The sequence below is a fragment of the Amycolatopsis halotolerans genome (assembly GCF_042647905.1).
GTDB lineage: Bacteria > Actinomycetota > Actinomycetes > Mycobacteriales > Pseudonocardiaceae > Amycolatopsis > Amycolatopsis halotolerans.
Genome location: NZ_JBHRWI010000044.1, coordinates 1 through 18815 on the forward strand (window position 1 = coordinate 1; position 18815 = coordinate 18815).

14 protein-coding genes are annotated in these 18815 nt (G+C 72.4%); 4 read left to right on the forward strand and 10 right to left on the reverse strand.

Annotated features, from left to right (window positions below; all coding sequences use genetic code 11):
* Positions 1–738: 738 nt before the first annotated feature.
* The 3 genes from ligA (at position 739) to ACFORO_RS33040 (ending at position 3824) form a co-directional block, all read left to right on the forward strand.
* Positions 739–2730 (forward strand): NAD-dependent DNA ligase LigA, encoded by a 1992-nt coding sequence (gene ligA, locus ACFORO_RS33030; RefSeq protein WP_377876529.1) that lies wholly within the window; start codon positions 739–741, stop codon positions 2728–2730.
* A 474-nt stretch (positions 2731–3204) separates the two neighbouring features.
* Complete coding sequence (locus ACFORO_RS33035) at positions 3205–3372, forward strand: hypothetical protein (RefSeq protein ID WP_377896700.1); 168 nt, start codon at positions 3205–3207, stop codon at positions 3370–3372.
* A gap of 65 nt (positions 3373–3437) precedes the next feature.
* On the forward strand, positions 3438–3824 hold the full coding sequence (locus ACFORO_RS33040; RefSeq protein WP_377876527.1) for a hypothetical protein: 387 nt from the start codon (positions 3438–3440) through the stop codon (positions 3822–3824).
* 9 nt (positions 3825–3833) lie between these two features.
* Here the strand turns inward: ACFORO_RS33040 and ACFORO_RS33045 are convergent, their stop codons facing one another.
* The 6 genes from ACFORO_RS33045 to ACFORO_RS33070 form a co-directional block, all read right to left on the reverse strand.
* Positions 3834–5909, reverse strand: coding sequence for a N,N-dimethylformamidase beta subunit family domain-containing protein (locus ACFORO_RS33045; RefSeq protein ID WP_377876525.1), 2076 nt, complete (start codon positions 5907–5909; stop codon positions 3834–3836).
* Complete coding sequence (locus ACFORO_RS33050; protein ID WP_377876523.1) at positions 5906–7021, reverse strand: MFS transporter; 1116 nt, start codon at positions 7019–7021, stop codon at positions 5906–5908. The genes ACFORO_RS33045 and ACFORO_RS33050 overlap by 4 nt, the downstream gene beginning before the upstream one ends.
* A gap of 64 nt (positions 7022–7085) precedes the next feature.
* On the reverse strand, positions 7086–7721 hold the full coding sequence (locus ACFORO_RS33055) for an HAD-IA family hydrolase (protein ID WP_377876521.1): 636 nt from the start codon (positions 7719–7721) through the stop codon (positions 7086–7088).
* 39 nt (positions 7722–7760) lie between these two features.
* Complete coding sequence (locus tag ACFORO_RS33060; RefSeq protein ID WP_377876519.1) at positions 7761–8873, reverse strand: DegT/DnrJ/EryC1/StrS family aminotransferase; 1113 nt, start codon at positions 8871–8873, stop codon at positions 7761–7763.
* A 1-nt stretch (position 8874) separates the two neighbouring features.
* Positions 8875–9360 (reverse strand): cupin domain-containing protein, encoded by a 486-nt coding sequence (locus tag ACFORO_RS33065; RefSeq protein ID WP_377876517.1) that lies wholly within the window; start codon positions 9358–9360, stop codon positions 8875–8877.
* Positions 9357–10514 carry a tagatose-6-phosphate kinase gene (locus ACFORO_RS33070; protein ID WP_377876515.1) on the reverse strand — a complete coding sequence of 386 codons (1158 nt, stop codon included), beginning with the start codon at positions 10512–10514 and terminating at the stop codon, positions 9357–9359. The genes ACFORO_RS33065 and ACFORO_RS33070 overlap by 4 nt, the downstream gene beginning before the upstream one ends.
* A gap of 151 nt (positions 10515–10665) precedes the next feature.
* Here ACFORO_RS33070 and ACFORO_RS33075 point away from each other — a divergent pair, with 151 nt between their 5' ends.
* The gene (locus tag ACFORO_RS33075) at positions 10666–11886 is read left to right on the forward strand and encodes an ROK family protein (RefSeq protein WP_377876513.1); all 1221 of its coding nucleotides are present in this window, start codon (positions 10666–10668) and stop codon (positions 11884–11886) included.
* A 620-nt stretch (positions 11887–12506) separates the two neighbouring features.
* On the opposite strand, the gene ACFORO_RS33080 is transcribed toward ACFORO_RS33075, so the two are convergent.
* From ACFORO_RS33080 to lanKC, 4 genes are all read right to left on the reverse strand, one after another.
* Positions 12507–14228, reverse strand: coding sequence for an ATP-binding cassette domain-containing protein (locus ACFORO_RS33080; protein WP_377871789.1), 1722 nt, complete (start codon positions 14226–14228; stop codon positions 12507–12509).
* Between the two features lie 52 nt (positions 14229–14280).
* The gene (locus ACFORO_RS33085) at positions 14281–15933 is read right to left on the reverse strand and encodes an ABC transporter ATP-binding protein (RefSeq protein ID WP_377871788.1); all 1653 of its coding nucleotides are present in this window, start codon (positions 15931–15933) and stop codon (positions 14281–14283) included.
* A gap of 116 nt (positions 15934–16049) precedes the next feature.
* A complete protein-coding gene (locus tag ACFORO_RS33090; protein WP_158242558.1) occupies positions 16050–16184 on the reverse strand; it encodes a class III lanthipeptide in 135 nt (44 codons plus the stop codon).
* Between the two features lie 32 nt (positions 16185–16216).
* Positions 16217–18754, reverse strand: a complete 2538-nt coding sequence (gene lanKC / locus ACFORO_RS33095; protein WP_377871787.1) for a class III lanthionine synthetase LanKC — start codon at positions 18752–18754, stop codon at positions 16217–16219.
* Positions 18755–18815 lie beyond the last annotated feature (61 nt).

Here is an 18815-nt window from a genome sequence, read left to right on the forward strand (position 1 = left end):
TCCTAGCCGGAGCCTCGTTGCCTTTCACGCCACCACGCCGCCCCGCAACACATCCTTAAGTCCCTGGCATTGGAATCAGAGTCCCTCAGGGTTCCCCTCACGGACGTCAGCTTGCGACCGCGCCGGTGCGGTCACGCGGCACAACGGCGAAACCCCGTCGCTGTAATCGAATACCACACCCCGTTCCCGGGCGTCGTCGAGTAACTTTTTCCATTCCCGTCCCGAAGGCCTTTCGGGTGGCTCAGCATGCGGCCCAGAAGCAGTGAGTATTCTTTCGGCGACAGCCCCGGCGACAGCACCGAACCGGCGCGCATTGCGCAGATCTCGCCTGCCGCACCGCGGATTCCGCAGCCGATCAGGATCCGCCCGGAATCAGCGGCGGGCGCGCCGGCGCTCGCGCTCGTCCGGCGAGTTGCCGCGGCCTGCTTTACGCTTCATCGGCGATCCCCTCCGGATTCCACGCGCCGCCTTCTCGCGGTTTCATCGCCGGATCCGCGCCTTTTGTGACACAGTGCTCCGACTGATTCCCGAAACCGGATTATCGATCGCCGGAGCGAGTATTCCGGAATGGTGCGCGAAGAATATTCCCGGCCGAACCGGCGCCGCGGACGGTGGGTCCGCCCCGCGCGGAGCGCCGGGCTGTCCTGGCGAGGTCCGAGGGATGGTGACTGCGGTCCTGACCGGCAGGCTTGCGTCGCAGCCGGGTTTTGTCGGTGGTGCCAGGTAGCGTTCCGGTTCGTGGACGTTCGGGAACGTATTCAGGAGCTCGCTGATCAGGTCGTGGTGCTGCGCGACGCGTACTACCGGGGTTCGCCGGCGGTGGCGGACGCGGAGTACGACGCGATCGAGGACGAGCTGCGCGGGTTGATCGAGGCGAGCCCGGAGCTGGCCCCGGACCCGAATCCGCTGGACCAGGTGGGCGGGCCGGCGGTGCTGCACGCGCCGATCCGGCATTCGCGGCCGATGCTGTCGCTGGAGAAGGCGACGCGGCCGGAGCAGGTCGAGGCGTTCTTCGACCGGTTCCCCGGCCAGCCGGTGGTCGTGATGCCCAAGCTCGACGGCCTGTCGCTGGCCCTGGTGTACGAGGACGGCCGCCTGGCCCGCGCGGTCACCCGCGGCGACGGGACCACGGGCGACGACGTGACCATGCTGGTCAAGGCGCTGGCAGACGGCATCCCGCACCAGGTCAGCGCCCCGGGCCGGGTGGAGGTCCGCGGCGAGGCCGTGATGCTGCGCTCGACGTTCGCCGCCTACAACACCGCGCACCCGGACAAACCGCTGATCAACCCCCGCAACGCCGCCGCGGGCACCCTGCGCGCGAAAGACCCGGCCGCGGTCGCCGAGCGCCGGCTGCGGTTCTTCGCCTTCGACCTGGACACCGAGCCCGGCAGCACGGAAACCGACCTGGGCAGCGGCCTGCTGGCGCTCGGGTTCACCGCGGCGGACATGCGCCGCTGCGCCGACGCGGCCTCCGCGCAGGAGGTGATCACCACGATCGAACAGCAGCGCAACGACCTGGACTACGACATCGACGGCGCCGTCCTGCGCCTCGCCGACCGCGCCGCGTACGCCGCCGCGGGCACCCGTTCGAGTTCGCCGCGCGGGGCGCTGGCGTACAAATTCGCCGCCGAGGAGAAGACGACCGTGCTGTCCGATGTGGTCTGGGACGTCGGCAAGACCGGCAAGATCGCGCCGGTCGCGTGGCTGGAGCCGGTGTTCGTCGGCGGGACCACGGTCACGCGCGCGACGCTGGCCAACCAGGAGGTCATCCGCGCCCGCGGCATCAAGATCGGCGACACCGTGCTGGTGCGCCGGGCGGGCGACGTGATCCCGTTCGTCGCCGGGGTGCTCGACGAGTCGAAACGGACCGGCGCGGAACAGGAGATCGTGCCGCCCTCGACGTGCCCGTCGTGCGAGCAGCCGCTCACCGAACAGGGCAACAGCCGGGAACTTTTCTGCACCAACGTTTCCTGCCCCGCGCAGACCGTGCGGCGGCTGATCCACTGGGCGTCCAGGGCGGCCGCGGACATCGACGCGATCGGCGGCGTGTGGATCGAACGGCTCGCCGAGGCCGGAATCCTGGAGCACCCGTCGGACTTCTACCGGCTGACGAGGGAACGCCTGCTGGAATTCGACCGCATCGGCGAGGTCTCGGCGACGCGGATGATCGAGTCGATCGACGCCAGCCGCCAGGTCGGGCTGCGCCGGGCGCTCATCGGGCTCGCGATCCCGATGGCGTCGGAAGGCACCGCCGCGCGGCTGTGCCGGGCCGGATTCGCCTCGCTGGAAGCAGTGCTCGACGCGGGCGTCGACGGGCTGGTGGCGGTCGAGGACATCGGCCCCAAGGTCGCCGCCTCGCTGGTGGAGCACCTCACCCGGCTGCGCCCGGAACTCGAACGCCTGCGGGAACGCGGGGTGTCCCTGGACGTCCTGGAAGAAGACCTCCCGCCCGCGGTCGTCGCGGGCGCGCCGCTGGAAGGCAAGACCGTGGTGGTCACCGGCGCGATCAGCGACCCGCGATCAGGGGAGAAGGTGCCGCGCCCCACCTTCCAGCGCCTGTGCGAGACCGCGGGCGCGACCACCGCGTCGTCCGTCTCGGCGAGCACCGACCTGCTCATCACCGGTGCCGACGTCGGCGCCAGCAAGCTGACGAAGGCCGAGAAGCTCGGCGTCGAGGTAGTGGACCAGGGGGTGATCTGGGAACAGCTGATCGCGGCCGGAGTGGTCTGACTCGCCTCGCCCGCGGCTCGGTTCGCGGAAAGGGATAGCCAGGTTCGCTTGCCTGCCAGGAGGAAACGGCGCGAACGACGGGCGCTGGGCGACGGATGCCGGGTGGTTGCACGCCGCGCGCCTGAGCGGCGGGCGGCTGGGTGGCGGTTGGCTGCGTGGTTGGGCGCCGGGCGCCGGGCGGCGGATGCCGAGTGGTTGAACGCCGGGCGGTTGGGTGGTTGAGCAGCGGGTGGCCGAGAGTTGAGCGGCGACGGGACGTGTGCGCGGAGACGGGCGTGCCGATGCGGCGGCAGGGATGCGAATCTCCCGCGCAGCGAGGGATCGCGCGAAGAGCAGACACCGACGTGGCAACCAGCACAGGCCGCGCGGCCGACGCGAGCCCAGCCCGCTGATGCCCAGCGCAACCGCGTCGCCTTGCTCGCCAATCCCGGGAGATCGTCGCCGAGAGCGACGTCGCTGACCCGCGTTTCGACGATGGCGTCCAGCCCGGGCGGGGTGGACACCGGCCGCCCGCCGTTCCCCGCCCGCGAAGCGCTCGCCGAGACGCTGGAGGAGCCGGTCGCCGCGGCCAAGCCGAAGCGGCCAGCGTCCGCACCCCGAAGCCATCGGGACAACGGAGGCGAAACGGCAATTCGCGGATAGTTCCGCGCCGCCGCGAGCGGCGAAGTACGATTCCGCCCAGAATCGACCATCCTTGGGGGAATGCCATGAAACGCATCGCGGTCAGTCTCGTCGTCTCCGCAGTCGCCGTGCTCGGCGGCGCGGGGACCGCGAACGCGGCGGGCTATCCGACGTCGGACTTCGGCGACGACATCATCGGCGGCGCCGCCGGAGGCACGCTGACCTGGTACAACCGCGCGGTCGGCGTCAGCGGCTACGTCCGTGACGACGCCGGGTCCGGGAGCACCACGATCACCTTCGAGTTCCGGCAGGCGGGCACGCTGTTCGACGTCCAGACGCGGACGGCGTCGAACGACTACAAGACCTTCGGCTGGACCGAGCCCGGTCCGTCCGGCGGGTTCAGCAAGGTGGACATCTACCTCGGCCACGGCACCGGCAAGACCCTCGTCGCCTCGGTGCCGCGCAAGGTCTGAGCCGGGCGGTCACCGGCGGCGGAAGTTGTCCAGGACGTTGGCGACCAGCCGGGAGACGTTGTTCCGGTAGCCGTTGAAGGACAGGCTGCCCAGGAACGCGATCGACCCGGCCGAGAACACCGCGCCGCCGGAGGGCTGCTCCACGAGCACCAGGTCCGACCGGACGGCGGGGTTGGCCGGGCCGCTCAGGCCCGGCCGGATCTCCAGGACGTCTTCCACCGCCTGGTGGTAGTTCTCGTCGTGCGGCTGCGACGTCGCCAGCACCACGGTCTGCGGCGGGCTGCCCAGGGCGGCGTCGAACCGGTCCAGTTCGTCGCCGCTCGCGCCGCCCATCACCAGGCCGAAATCGCCCAGCACGTCGTCGGCGATGCCCTCGAAGACCCATGCCCAGCGCGGATCGCGGGACGCGGCGGTGCGCACGTAGCCGCGGCCGCGTTCGCTCCAGCCGTGCGCGGCCATGCCGATCCCGGTCAGCGCGTTGGGGGAGCGACCGCGCTCGCGCCACAGGCCGCCGGGCTCGCCGGTGCTCGCGCGGTGCCCCTCGCCGGGGGCGGCTTCCCAGCTGCGGACGCCCCGCGAACGGCGCACCTCGATGACCTCCGGATGCCGCGGATGCTGCGAGGTCACCCAGTAGAACCCGTTGCCGCCCAGGTACATCAGGCACCGTCCGGCGCCGAGGTGGCCGTGCAGCGCGTCGAGCATCGCCGTGCTGTGGTACTCGGGATGCGATCCGGTGAGCACCACCTGGTAGCCCTCCAGCGCCGCCGCGCCCTCGGCGTGCAGGTCGTGGTCGGTGAGGACGTCGAACTCGACGCCGGCCTGGTCGAGCCAGTCCGCGAGATAGAGGTCGGCGCCGAAATGCCGGGGCGCGTCGTAGTGCCAGTGCCGGTAGTCCGGGCGCAGGGTGAGGATCGGCCGCAGCGCGGTCGAATGACAGACGCCGGAGCCGTCGCGGTGCCGGTCGTAGAGGCTTTTGCCGAAGCCGGGGTGCGTCCGCAGCGCGACGTCCAGCGGATCGGTCATCGCCGCCGGGTCGCCGGTTTGCTCGTTGGCGTAGGCGAGATAGGTGAACGTCGGCAGCAGAAAGGCGACGTCGGCCCGCGCGCCGGTCGCGCGGACGGCGAACGGGACGTGGTCGGTGTGCCCGGCGCAGCGCAGCCGGACCGCGTAGATCCCGCTGCGCAGATCGTCCGGGAGGGAAAGGCGCGCACCGGCCGGCCAGCCCGCGTCGGCCAGGTCGTCGTCGTGGAAATGGATCGCGCCGTACTGCGCCGGCGCCGTCCGCCAGTCGAGCGTCTCGCCGGTCCAGGCAGGCCCGGTCATGGCGCGGGCGGGTGCGTTCGCCAGCAGCCCGTGCCGTTCGCGGCCGGACACGTCGACCGCCCGGCAGCCGGTCGTCTCCCGCTCGAACGCCCAGTCCGCGAGCACCGGCCCGGCCCCGTCGCGGACCTCGGGACGTTCGAGTTTCCCGTTGTAGCACCCGGAAGGACGGGGGGTGACGGCGGCGGCGACCACCCCGGACGCCCCGTTCAGGTCCACGCCGGGTCCGGTCGCGTGCGCCGGTTCCTCCTCCCCGGGCACCGGATCGAGCGGGACCGCGGCCAGCGTGACGCTGTCCGGTCCCGCCGAGGCCGTGAGCCGGTACCACCGGCGTTCGCGCAACGGCCGGTCGAGCCGGGCCCGCACCGTGCCGTCGCTCAGAATCGGGTGGCCAGTTTCGTCCAGGGCAAGGGTGAAGACCGCCGAACCGTCCACTGTGGTCAGACTCAGCAAGCCCTGCGCCGCTCCCGCCGCGGGCAGCGTCGGCCAGGCGAGCACCGAAAGCCGGACCGCGGTCGTCCCGGCCGGCACCACCGCTTCGGCGTGCAGAAACGATCCGGGGCGGATCGGCTGCTCGCCGCCGGGCGCGGTCACTGCCGGAACCGCACTGATGTCCTCGCTGCGGAAACCCGGCCCGTCCGGCGAGGTGTCGCCGTGGAGCAGCCGGACCAGATCGACGGCCACCGGCCCGGCCGAGGTGAACCGGCACACGACCTCCTCGCCGGGCCGGAACGAAAACCGGTCCAGATAACCGAAAACACTCATGCGGACGCCTTCCGCCCGGCCCGCCGCGACGCTGCCAGCGCGAGCACCCCGAGGACCGCGATCGTGAGCGGGACCGCCGCGGGCCGGGCCGCCGCCGCGACCCAGCCGATCACCAGCGGGTGCGTCACGCTGCCCGCCATCTCCGCCACCAAGAGCAGCGCGTTCCCCTGCCGCACCGCGGTGATCAGCGTCGCCAGCCACGCGATCACGGTCGGAAAGACCGCGGCGAGCGCGAATCCGGCCACGACGTAGGCGTACGGCGCGGCGACCGCCCACATCGCCGCGGCGGTCGCGACCGTGGCGGCGAGCAAGCACCACCCGACGATCCGCCGCGGCCCGCGCGCGAACAACGGAACGACGAACCGTCCGGCGGTGATGCCGAGCCAGTACAGCGAAACCCACTGCGCGGCCGAAGCCGGGGCGAGCCCGGTCCACGTCAGGTGCGTCGCCGCCCAAGCCCCGATCCCGGTCTCCAGCCCGGCGTAGCAGAACGCGAGCACCAGGAACGGCGTCACCGTCGCGAACGGCGGTTTCCCTTCCCGGACACCGGATTCGCGAACAGCGCACCGGAAAGCCGGGAAGGACAGCAGCGCGAGCACCCCGACGCCGAGGAACACCACCAGCGGATCCGGAACCAGCCCGACCACGAACGGCCCCGCGACGGCGCCCAGGCCGAACGTCGCGTTCACCAGGTTGAGCAGGAGCACCGCGCGATGCCCGGCCCCGCGCGCGAAGGCGGTGTTCACGTGCAGCACCGCGCCGCCGTAACCGCAGCCCGCCACCGTCACCGAGACCAGCAGCACCGGCCACGACGGCGCGAGTCCGGCCCCCGCGCAGCCCGCGGCGAACAGCCCGATCATGACGGCGAGTTCCCCGCGCGCGGTGACCGACCGTTTGCTCGCCCCGCAGCCGACGATCGCCAGCAGCGCACCCGCGTTGTAGAGGCTGACCAGCAGCCCGCCCGAATCGCCCGCACGCGCGAACCGTTCGGTGACGGCGGGCAGCGCGGCGCCGAGCCCCGCTGTCGCCGCGCCGAGGGCAAGGAACAACGGGAACGCGGCCGCGACCCCGAGCCGGGTGCCGCGCCCTTGGCGGACTTCCGTGGTCGTCATGGCTTCGTGCCGATCAGCATCTCGTCGATCTGTGCGCCGTGCCTCCGCTGGTGTCCAGCCGCCGTCATGGCTTCACGCCGACCGAGGCCAGGTCCGGCACCGTGTGCTCGACGTCCAGTTCGGCGACCGTGCCCAGCACCCCGACCGCCCGCATCCCGCCCGCCCGCGCCGCCGCGATTCCGGCGGGCGCGTCCTCGAACACCACACAGTCCCGCGGCCGGACCCCGAGACCGGCTGCCGCGGCGAGATACCCCTCTGGATCCGGCTTGCTCTTGCGGACGTCGTCAGCGGTGACCAGCACCCCGGGCACCGGCAGATTCGTCACCCGCAACCGGGCCCGCGCGACCCGGTCGTTCCCCGACGTCACCACCGCCCACGCCGACCCCCGCAACGCATCGAGCGCGGCGCGCGCCCCGGGCCGGGCAGTGATGCCGTCGACGTCGTGCACCTCCCGCTCCTCCATGAGCCGGGCCTCCCGCTCGGCATCGAGATCCGGCGCCACGAGCCGGACCAGGTCGAGGTTGCCGCGCCCGTGCGACAGGTCCACGACCCGGTCCGGTTCGAGCCCTCTCCCGGCCGCCCACTCCCGCAGCTGCCGGACGATCGTCGGCATCGAGTCCACGAGCACGCCGTCGAGGTCGAACAGGACGGCGCGGCAGGACAGGACCGCGCCGTCCGGCAGGGTCAGGGCGATGGGCATGGGCGACTCCCGGCACTCGGAAACGATGCGGAAAAGCGGTCAGCGGGCGAAGAACTCCCGCACCCCGTCGCAGACGAGGTCGATCTGGTCGGCGGTCATCGACGGGAACAGCGGCAGGCACAGCGTGGTGGCCGCGAGGTCCTCGGCCACCGGGAAATCGCCTCGCCGGTGCCCGAGCGACGCGAACGCCTCCTGCAGGTGGATCGGATGCGGATACCGGACCACGGCGTCGATGCCCGCGCCCCGCAGGTGCGCGACCAGCGCGTCCCGTCGCTCGGTGCGCAGCTGGAACAGGTGGTACACGTGCTCGCCGGGGCCCGCACCGTCCTGAAAGGACACCGGCAGCCCGGCGAGCCGCTCGCGGTACGCGTCCGCGATCGCCACCCGTTGCCGGGTCCACTCGTCCAGCTGCGGGAGTTTGTGCCCGAGCACGAGTGCCTGCACCGTGTCGAGCCGCGAGTTGAAGCCGACCGTCTGGTGCTCGTTCTGCTTGTCCTGCCCGAAATGGCGCAGCCTCCGCAACGACGCGGCGAGGTCGTCGTCGTTGAGCGAGATCGCCCCGGCGTCACCGGCCGCGGCGAGGTTTTTCGACGGTGCGAAGCTCCAGCACCCGGCGTCGCTCGTCGTCCCGACCCGGGCTCCGCCGGAATACGCCCCGACCGCCTGCGCGCAGTCCTCCAGCACGAGCAGGCCGTGCCGCTGGGCGAGCCGGTGCACCGCGGCCATGTCGACGGACTGCCCGAACAGGTGGACCACGATGATCGCCCGGGTGCGCGGGGTGACCGCCGCTTCGGCCTGTCCGAGGTCCAGCAGGTAGTTGTCGGGACGGCAGTCGGCGAGCACCGGCTTCGCCCCGACGCGCACCACTGCTTGCGCGCTCGCGTGGAAGGTGTTGCCGACGGTGATCACCTCGTCGCCGGGGCCGACGCCGAGAGCGTGCAGCGCGAGGATCAGCGCGTCGGTGCCGGAGTTGACCCCGACCGCGTGCCGCGCGCCGAGGTAGCCCGCGAACGCGCGCTCGAACCGGTCCACCGCGGCGCCGAGCACGTAGTCGCCGCGCAGCAGCGTTTCGCGGAGTGCGGGCAGGAGGTCCTCGTCCAGCCCGGGGAGCTGGCCGGGGTAGTCGTAGCGGCCGACCCGGTATTCGGCCATGTCAGTCCCGCCTTTCGTGCTCGGCCTCGATGCGCCCGTCGCCGCGGCCGTAGTCGTCGGACAGCCGGATGACGTCGTCCAGCTCCGGTGTCGAAACCTCGACCAGGGTGATGTCCGTGGCCGCCTCGATCCGGTGCACGGCGAGCGGCCGCACGTGCACGATGTCGCCCGGGGCCAGCGCGCGCGTCGCGAGTTCTTCGCCCGCGCGGTCGGCGTAGCGGAGGAGTCCCTCGCCGCGCACGATGAGGTTCGCCTCCTCCTTCCGCTCGTGGTACTGCAGGCTGGTGCGCTCGCCTGCCTTGAGATGGATGACCTTGAACCCGAACGGCGCGCCCTCGGCGACGAGCCACCGTTCCTCGCCCCAGCCCTTGCGCACGACCTTCGTCCCGTTCAGCGACGTGATCGTGAGGCCGTCGGTGGCGTGCCCCGGGCCGCTGGCGCCGGTCGCCGGGAAGATTTCGTTCAGGTAATCGCCGGAAACAGTCATGCCGTGCGGACGCTTTCTGCGAGGACGGGCGCGGGGGCGGAGTCGGGGGAGGTGTTCGCGAGATAGTGCAGCTGGGCGGCGTAGATCGCGGCGCGCAGCCGGGCGTCGACGTCGGGAACCTGGTTCGCGACGCGGTCTTTGAGCTCGCGGAACTCGTCGGTCGCGAACACGTAGTGCCCGGCGATGACGGCGCGCTCGCGATCGGTCGCGGCGGTGCCCGGCTTCAGCCATTTCCGCCACGAGCCCGAATCGTGGGCGAGCCGCAGGAATTCGTCGCGCTCGGCGGCGAGGCCCGCTTCGTCGAGCAGCGCGAGCAACGCCCTGGTCTCCACGACGCCGAACTCCGGCGCGACGTTGACCGCCGCCACCCCGCGTTGCATGAGCCGCCGCAGCGATTCCGCGGGCAGGTAGTCGGCGTTGTGCGCCTTGAGCGAGCTGCCGACCTCCGCGCACACGCGGGCCAGCTGCGCGACCGCGAAGCCCACTGCGGACGGCGCGGTGAGCAGCGCGCCGGTGTTCTCGGTTTCCAGCACCTTCGTCCCGGTCTGGGCGACGACGAACGCGGGTACGGGTAGTCCGTCAGCGGCCAGCCGCGAGCAGACCTCGGTGACCTGGTCGCGGAACTCGGCCGGGTCGTTCGTGTCCACGCCCTGGTCCTCGAACCCGATCTCGAACCGCACCTCACGGCCGAGTTCGCGGGCCGCTTCGTGGCATTCGCCGTACAGCTTGACCAGGCGGCTGATCGCCCGGTCGATCGAGGCGGGGCCGTCGAGGTCGAGGCAGGTGTCGATGTGCAGCAGGTCGAATCCGGCCTCGATGTCGGCGCGGAACGAGGCGAGACTGGCGGCCATCGCCTGCTCTTCGGAGTAGTTCCCGGCGCGTTCGGCCGGATGCTGCCACGGCCCGCCGTGGTCGCGGCAGAGCAGCAGGAGCCCGGCTTCGTCGCGGCCGCGGACGTACTCGGCGAACTGGCCGGTGCTCCAGCGCTCGACGTACCCGCCGCCCAGCCCGGCGGACTCGATCTGCCTGCGGCTGGGGATGAGCATGATCCGGCGGCCGCGGTCCCGTGCCAGTTCGACGGCGGCGTCCACGGCGTTCTTCGACATCGGGCCGACACCGAGCGTCGGCATCCGGGTTGTTCCGTTGGTGGTCATCGGACCCTCTTTCCTGCCTGAACCAGCTGACGTTTGCGCTGGTCGCGAGCACGCCGGTGGGCTTGCGACGCGGGATGGCGGGAAGGCGGCGGCGAGTCCCCTCCCGGGCGAGGCACTGGCCGGACTCATCACAACCAGTTATGTTCGCCCGATGAACAAATTAGTGGTTCAGACCACGGCGGCATACCCCCAACCGAGCGAGAGCGCCGCCGCGCGGCTGCTGAACCTGGTCCACTTGACCGGCCGCGTGTCCCGCGCCGAGGCGACCGCCGAGCTGGCCCTGCCGCGCAGCACCGCGGGCGAGGCGGTCTCGGAACTGGTCGAATTAGGACTGATCGCCCAGGGTCCGCCCGCGCGCCAGGCCGGCGCGCCGCGCGGCCGCCCGTCCCCGCAGCTGTACCCGGACCCGGCGGGCCCGGTCGTCGTCGCCGCGCGGCTCGACTCGAGCGAGGCCGAACTGGCAGTGGTCGGACTGGGCGGCGCCATCGCGCAACGGCGGCGAATCCCCCTTCCCGCCCACGGAAGCGACCCGCGCCGAACCCTGTCGGCACTGGCCGGATGGATGCGCGAGGCCGCGGCCGGGAGCGGCCGCCCCTGCGCGGGCGCGGCGGTCGGACTGGCCGGCATGGTCCGGGCGACCGACGGACTGGTCCACTCGGCCCTGCACCTGGACTGGAAGTCGGTTCCCGCGGCGGAAATCCTCGCCGCCGAACTGCCGGAGATCCCCCGCGTCGAGGTCGGCAAAGACGCCGCGTTCGCGGCGCTCGCCGAACACCACCGGGGCTCCGGCCGAGGAGCGCGCACCCTGCTGATGCTGACCTGCGACCACATCGGAATCGGCGGAGCCGTGCTGCACCAAGGAATTCCCTTCACCGGAGCCGGCAACGCGGTCGAAGCGGGCCACGTCGTGGTCGACCCGATGGGCACGCCCTGCCCGTGCGGGATGCGTGGCTGCCTGGAAGTCTCGGCGGACGGCCGCGCCCTGCTGGACGGAACGCCCGACCACCCCGGCGACCCCGCCGACGTCGCCGACCTGCTCCGCCGCGCCGCCGAAGGCGAGCCGCCCGCGGCCGTCCGCGTCCGCGCCGCGGCGGCGAAACTCGGACGAGCGCTGGCAAGCCTGACAAACCTCTTCGACCCGGACCGCGTCGCGCTGAGCGGAGTGCTGGGGGAGTACCTGCGGATCGCGCCCGACCGGATCCAGGCCGAACTGGCGGCATCGGTGGTGGCCCGGACACAAAGCCCGGTGGTGGCGGCGGGGAGCGTGGCGAGCCCGGTGCTGATCGGGGCGGCGGAACGGGCGTTCGGACGACTGCTGGCGGAGCCGGGTCTTTTGGCGCCTGCTTCGTCGTCGCGGCGGGATCGGCTTTAAGCCGAAGTCTGGACGGGAGTGCGTCCCGATGCCGGGAGCTTAGGCTGTGTGGCCTCGGTCTGTTGACTGTCCATAAAGGACGTCAGTAGTACCGGAATGCCCGATGGGTCGCCCTGTGGACGGGTCTTGTGGTCCGTGAAGGGCTCCTTGAGGGAATCAGGTTCCCTCAAGGAGCCCTTCACGGACCTTGATCCCCATGCCAGGGACTTAGGGCGGTGCTGTGGATGCGGTTTGCCCGGGGCGGAGGATCTGGGCGGGGCCGGGTGTCCGTGAGGGGAACCCTGAGGGACTCTGAGTCCTTCAGGGTTCCCCTCACGGAGTTCAGCAAAAGCGGTCGCTGCGAAGTCCTTTGTGGATGGTTGGTGGGGGTGGGCTGCGCGGCTTAGGTCCCCAGCATTGGTGTCGGGGGATGGTGTGTGTGCGGGCGCGAACTGTGTTTTTGGCGCCGGCTCCGCCGTCGCGGCGGGATCGCCTTTAAGTCGGCGTCTGGAGGGGCAGTGCACCCGGCCCGGGGGGCCGTGCGCACTGCCCCTCCAGACGCCGACGCGATCCCGCGGTGGGGGTGAGTCGGGAAGAGGCGGCTGGTGTCTGGGTGTAGGTGTGGGTGTGGGTGTGGGGAGTTAGCTGGCTGCTTGTCGGGGGGAGGGGTGGGGCGGCAGCCAGGCTTGCATCATTTCGGCGTATCGCGGGGCGGCGGCGAGGAGGTCTTCGTGTTTGCCCAGCAGGGTGGCTTGGCCGTCCATCAGCAGGACGCGGTGGGCTCGGAGCGCGGAGGAGAGGCGGTGTGCGATCACTATCAGGGTGCTGCCCCGGGCGGTGAAGGCGCGTTCCGCGCGGGCTTCGGCGGCGGGGTCCAGGGCGGACGTTGCTTCGTCCAGCACGATGACGCCGGCCGGCGAGGCATAGGCCCTGGCCAGCGCGAGGAACTGGGCTTCTCCGGCGGACAGGTTCGCCGCGCCGGGGCCGAGTTCGGCGTCCAGGCCGCCAAGGCGGGCCAGCAGCGGGGCGGCGCCTACCGCTTCGGCGGCGGCGGCGAGACGGCGGTCGGAGGCTTCGGGGTGGAACAGGGACAGGTTTTCGCGCAGGGTTCCGGCGAAGAGGTACGCCTGTTGCGGGACGAGCACCAGGTGCCTCGGCCGGTCGGCCAGTTCGCTGACTCGGACGCCGCCCAGCCGCACCTCGCCGTGGTGCGGTGCCAGGAGTCCGGCGAGCAGTCCGGTCAGGGTCGATTTCCCGATTCCGCTCGGGCCGACCACGGCCAGATGCTCGCCTGGGCGCAGATCGAGGCTCAGGTCGCGGACCACCGGTTCCGGTGCCGCGCCCCAGCGGAAGGTCAGGCCCCGGACGGTGAGTCCGAGTCCGGCGGGGCTCTCGCCGGCCGGGCGCGGTCCGGGCGGGGCGGCGGTTTCGGCGAGTCTGCGCAGCGCGACCAGCAGCCGCAGCACGACCGTGGACGCGGTGGCGGCGAGCCCGCGCAGCGCGGGTTGCAAGGTCGTGGCCAGGTAGACGAGCGCGCCCAGCGCGGCCCCGGCGGTCAGCTCGCCGCGCGCGACCATGGACGGCGCGAGAGCGAGCGCGAGCACCAGCGGGACGAACCCGCCGAGCGCCACGATCAGCGACCGCAGCGCCGCGGAACGGGCCACCCGCACCGCGGCGGCCGCCTGCCGGTCCAGCGCCTCGTCGGCGGTCAGCGCGGCGACCGGTTCGGCTCCGCAGGCGACAACGTCCCGCATCCCGGTGAAGATCGAGCCGGCGGCGGCCGCGGTGCCCTCGTCGGCGAGCGTGAGCGCGCGTTGCCGCCGGGCGAGCGACGGCAGCAGCGCGCCGAACCCGGCCAGCGCGAGCACCACCGGCACGACGACCGGCAGGGCGAGCGAACCCGCGACGGCGAGCAGCCCCGCGATCGCCGCCGCCGTGGTCACGATCATGCCGCGCGCCTGCACCAGCAGCCCGCCGGTGGCGTCGCGGACGACCTCGACGTGCTGGGTGATCCGGGCGACGCCGCGCGCGTCCGGCCCGCCGCGCGGCGGCGCGGGATCATGCAGCACCCCGCGGACGACGGCGGCCGCCAGCGCGTCCCGCAACGGCTCGACGACCCTGCCCAGCTGCCGCCACACCAACCGGGACCCGAACGCCCCGGCGAGCGCGGCACCGCCGAACACGCCGAGCCAGCCGAGGCCGACCCCGGGTTTGCCGGCGGCGAATCCGCTGGTGACGGCCAGTTCGACCAGCCGCCCGGAGAAGAACGCGGGCACCCCTTCGAGGACGGAGCAGGCCAGCAGGACCAGCCCGCCGCGCCACTGCCCGGCGAGGGCGTTCCAGTAGAGACGGCCGACGCTCATGAGCGCCTCGGGAGCGCAGCTTGTGCCGGCAGAGCCGCGAAGCGCACCATGATCACGTCTCCTCCGTGAACGCCGCGCGATACTCCGGCAGCTGCCACAGCCGCGCATGCGGCCCGACCGCGCGGACCCGTCCCGCCGCCAGCCACACCACGACGTCCGCCCGCGCGGCCATCGCGGCCCGGTGCGTGACGACCACCCGGGTCCGGCGGCCCCATTCCGCCGCCACGGCGCGTTCGGTGATCGTGTCCAGGCTCGCGGTGGCGTCGTCGAGGAGGAGCACGCGAGGATTGCGCGCCAGCGCGCGAGCGAGACCGACCCGGGCGCTTTCCCCGCCGGACAACGGAGTTTCGGCGAGCGGCGTGTCGTAACCGTGCGGCAGCCGCGCGAGAACGTCGTGAATCCGCGAGGCGCGGCACGCCGCGTCGACCGCCGGGGAGCTTGCCCAGGAACCGTAAGCCACCGCATCGGCGACAGTCTCGCCGAGCAGCGCGGGCTCGGCAGCGGCGTATCCGACCACGGCCCGTAGTTCTTCGGGGCGCAGGACGGCGAGGTCGCGGCCGTCCAGCAGCGCCTGTCCGGAATCGGGGCGGCGCAGCCCGGCCAGCAGACTGACCACTGTGGACTTGCCGGAGCCGGAGTTGCCGACCACTGCGGCGAAACACCCGCCGGGCAGGGTGAGATCGACGTCGGCGAGCGCGCCGTGCACGGTGGCGCCGCGGAGTTCCAGCGTCCCGTTTCCGGGCAGCAGGCCGAGCACGCCGCGCGGTGGCGGCTCGGTGTCGAGGACTTCGGCGATCCGCCGCGCCGCCGAGCGGATCCGGGAAAGCGTGGTGAGCAACGGGATCTGCGTGACCAGACCGAGGCCGAGTGCGACGTAGCCGAGGGCGGCGAGGACGTCGCCGGCGCTGAGCCGCCCGTGCAGGACCCCGAAACCGGCGGCGGCCAGCGTGAGGATTTCGACGGTCGGGAGCAGAAGGCCGGCCCGCCACACCATCCGCGCCTGGGTGCGCCACATGCCTTGCCCGGCGAGGTTCAGCCGCGGCAGCGGACGCAGCACCCGGGCGGCTTCGGCGTCGGCGGTGCCGGACGCGGCGATCGTCCGCAGCCCGGTGACCGCGTCGAGCAGCCGGGCGGACAGCTCCCCGGAAACACGTTGGTAGGCGAGAACGTCCTTCGCGGTCCCGCGCAGGTGCGACCGCGCCAGCAGCAGGGCGAACGGCAGGCTGACCAGGAACACCAGCGCGAGGCGCCAGTCCAGCAGCGCGAGCAGGACCACCGCGCCGAGGGACATCAGCCCGGTCGCGACCAGTCGCACCACGACCGCGGCGATTCCGCCGGCGGCCGCGCAGTCGCTGGTCACCCTGCTCACCGCGTCGCCGGGAGCGAACGGCGAGCCGGTGCCCAACGCCAGCAGCCGGTCGGTGATCCGGCGGCGCAGCCACGCGCTCGCGTCGCTGGTCAGCCGGGCGGGCAGGACCATGACGACGGCGTCGGCGGCGATCTCCGCCGCGCCCACGGCGAGCAGCCACAGCACCGCGCCGGCACTGCTTCGTCCGCTGAGCACCGCGTCGGTGGCGGCGGCGAGCGCGCCCGGCAGCAGCAATCCGGCTCCGGCGGAGACCAGCGACGCCGCGATCACCGCGGCCAGCCGGGGCCGGTCCAGCAACGCGGCCGAAACCGCCAGGCGATCGGCGGACCCCGCCATGGCGCTCCCCTCGGGTGGTGGCCGGCAACGCGCCGGCCCGCGTCAATGCGACCGGGGCAGAATGAACGGGGCGGGAACGGCGCACTTGGCCTGCGCCGTTCCCGCCCCGCCCGCGGTCAGTAGCAGAGGAGCAGGCTGAGCGTGCTGTCGCCGCAGTACGCGCTGTAGTGGCTGTGGCCGTGGTGGTCCAGTCCCTGGCCTTCGAGGGCTTCCGGGGCCTCCAACGCCTGCAGCTCCAGGACGTGTTCCATGGGTGTTCCCTTCTCTCGGGGTCCGCCGGCGCTCATCGGCCGGAGGTGTGCGGGGACGGCGCGGAGCCCAGGAAGGGCAGCAGTTCCGCGCGGTCCAGTAGTGCGGCGAGCGTGCGGAGGACCCCCGCGCTGCCGGTGCTGACGTCGGTCGACAGGCGAAGCAGCTGGTTCCCGGGGAAGGCGAGCCCGCCGTGGTATGGGACGCCGTGCCAGGACAGCCGGGACAGGTGCAGGTCGATGGCTTCCCGGTCCGGCTCGTCGGCGAACGACAGCGCGGCGGCGAGTCCGCATCGGCCGTACAGCAGGCCGGGGTGGATCACGAACTCCCCGCGGCACGCCGCCCGCAAGCCGGGCAGGCTCTGGGCGACCGTCGACTCCGGGAGGCGCCGGGCGACCTGCTCGGCGACCAGCAGGATTCCGGCGCTGCCGATCGCGGCGTACGGCAGGGTGCGCAGGGTTCCGTCGCGGACCTGCAGCGACCCGTCGGACGCTGGGGCGCATTCCTCCAGGTCGCGGGCCAGCACCCGGTCGGCGAGGGTGAGCCAGGACGGCTCGCCGGTGTGCTCGTACAGGCGCAGGAACAGCAACGCCGGCCCGGACCAGCCGCTCAGCAGGCCCGCCCTGGCGAAGCGGCCGGGCGGTTCGGCGGTCTCGAAAGCGGTCGCGAGCCGCAGGGCGATGTCCAGGGCTTGGCGGCCGAACTCGTTGTCGCCGCGGGACGTCGCGAAGTGCAGGCGGGTGAGGCCGATCCCGGCGAGCCCGCTTTCCAGGCCGTGGTCGGTGGTCTGGTCGGCCAGCGACTGCGACGCGGCGAGCAGCTCGTCCGCCTCCGCCGCGTAGCCGAATTCCTCCAGGACGTACGCGATGCCGTGACTGCCGTCGAAGAAACCGGGCCGGGAGGGAGGTTGCCGCCGGACCGCGGCCAGCAGCCACTGTTCGTACTCGGGATAACGGCCAGCTCCGGCGACGTGCAGCGAGTGCAGCACCCCCGCGGCTCCGACGCCGAATCCCGCCCCGCCGGAGCGGAACTGTTCGATGTCGCCGGGGAACAGCCGGTCGAGGCGGTCCGGCGTGGCGCTCGCGAGGATGCCTTCCGCGATCTGCTTGCGCACCAGCGACCAGTCCGGCCGCGGTTCGTCGAGCGCGGTGTGCGTCGCGGCGGGCGGGTTGGTGCGCGGGGCGAGCACGGAGACGACGCGGTCGGCGTACCCGTCCGGCAGGTCGAACCGCTGCTGGGCGAAGTCCGCGATCCCGCGCAGTTTGCTCGGCGCGAGTTCGAGCAGCATCACCAGCGGAAGGAAGAGCCACAGCCGGAGCGCCGCCAGGGCGTGCTCGTCGATCTCGAAACCGTGCCGGTCGGCGGGCGCGCGGAACCCGGGAGCGCCGAGCCCCGGCCGGTCGCCGGAATCGGCGTCGACGGCCAGCTCGAAGTCGATCAGCGACACCCGGTCCCGCTCGTCCACGAGGATGTTCTTCCCGTGCAGGTCGCCGAACACGATCCCGTGCCGGTGGATGTCGGCGAGGACGCGCTCGACCTGGGCCAGCACGGCCAGCGCGCGTTCGCGGTAGGCCGCGAGATCGCCTTCGGCCCGGGAACCGCTGGTGAGCGGGTAGTGCCGGGCGAGCCAGCTGCTCAGCGCGATGCCGGGCAGGTGCTCCATCGCCAGGTAATGGTGCTCCCACACGGTGAACTGCTCGTACACCCGGGGGATCCCCGGAACGTCCGCGAGCCGTTCGAGGACCTCGCGCTCGTGGTTCAGCCGGGTGACCGCGTCGGCGCCGTCCCGGTCCAGCCCGGCGTGCGGGCGCGCCTCCTTCAGCACGACGGTTTTCCGGTCGGCCCCTCGTTCGGCCAGATAAACGCCGCCGCCGTTGGAAAAGTGCAGGGAACCGGTCACCCGGTACGGGAATCCGGCGCCGTTCTTGCGCGCGGCCAGGCTGTCGGACAAACAGGGCGGGATCGGCACCCAATCCGGGGTGTAAAAGGACGGCTCCCGCCGGTCGGGCACGAGAGTGCCATCCGGATGGCGGATTGCGAGCACCCGCGTTCCGGCGTGTTCCGTCCACTGTTCGGCGAATCCGCCGTACCGGACGTAAAGCGGGCCCTCGCGGTAGCGGAGATCGCTCAGAATATACGCGCCGTGCTCGCCTTCCAGCTCGGCGGAAAGGTCGTGCAGTATCCGGCCGAGCGCATCCTCGGACTCCGGGTAAATCGTGACGAGCTTGCCGCTTCCCTCGCGCGGCGCGTATTTCGAATTGCGGCTGATCAAGATCGCCCGGGAGCGCAGGTGCTTGTACGCGACCCGACGCTTCACACAGTACTGATGCACGCGAGCCAGCACTCCCGCCGCGTTGTCCAGACCTGCGGAGACGTGGATTTTCCAGCCCTGGGCGGGAATCTCCTGCCCGGTCGGGCGCAGCGAACGCCAGATCCCGCGGTGCTCGACCGTCCACTCGGGTCCTGGCCGCGGCAGGCCCGCGGCCAGGTCGCCTGCCGCGCCCGGGGTTTCCCGCGGTTCGTCGAAGAACAGCGGATCGGCGAAGCAAAAAGCCTCGTACCGGACGTCCATGAAAACGAACCCTTCCCTTTCCCTGGGAAAAACCGGGCGACTGCGATGTCGGACGGTGACA

Coding starts and splice junctions, on each gene's coding strand:
- ACFORO_RS33035 (WP_377896700.1), top strand. CDS start 3,205: ATGGCGTCCAGCCCGGGCGGGGTGGACACCGGCCGCCCGCCGTTCCCC.
- ACFORO_RS33040 (WP_377876527.1), top strand. CDS start 3,438: ATGAAACGCATCGCGGTCAGTCTCGTCGTCTCCGCAGTCGCCGTGCTC.
- ACFORO_RS33045 (WP_377876525.1), bottom strand. CDS start 5,909: ATGAGTGTTTTCGGTTATCTGGACCGGTTTTCGTTCCGGCCCGGCGAG.
- ACFORO_RS33050 (WP_377876523.1), bottom strand. CDS start 7,021: ATGACGACCACGGAAGTCCGCCAAGGGCGCGGCACCCGGCTCGGGGTC.
- ACFORO_RS33055 (WP_377876521.1), bottom strand. CDS start 7,721: ATGCCCATCGCCCTGACCCTGCCGGACGGCGCGGTCCTGTCCTGCCGC.
- ACFORO_RS33060 (WP_377876519.1), bottom strand. CDS start 8,873: ATGGCCGAATACCGGGTCGGCCGCTACGACTACCCCGGCCAGCTCCCC.
- ACFORO_RS33065 (WP_377876517.1), bottom strand. CDS start 9,360: ATGACTGTTTCCGGCGATTACCTGAACGAAATCTTCCCGGCGACCGGC.
- ACFORO_RS33070 (WP_377876515.1), bottom strand. CDS start 10,514: ATGACCACCAACGGAACAACCCGGATGCCGACGCTCGGTGTCGGCCCG.
- ACFORO_RS33075 (WP_377876513.1), top strand. CDS start 10,666: ATGAACAAATTAGTGGTTCAGACCACGGCGGCATACCCCCAACCGAGC.
- ACFORO_RS33080 (WP_377871789.1), bottom strand. CDS start 14,228: ATGAGCGTCGGCCGTCTCTACTGGAACGCCCTCGCCGGGCAGTGGCGC.
- ACFORO_RS33085 (WP_377871788.1), bottom strand. CDS start 15,933: ATGGCGGGGTCCGCCGATCGCCTGGCGGTTTCGGCCGCGTTGCTGGAC.
- ACFORO_RS33090 (WP_158242558.1), bottom strand. CDS start 16,184: ATGGAACACGTCCTGGAGCTGCAGGCGTTGGAGGCCCCGGAAGCCCTC.
- lanKC (WP_377871787.1), bottom strand. CDS start 18,754: ATGGACGTCCGGTACGAGGCTTTTTGCTTCGCCGATCCGCTGTTCTTC.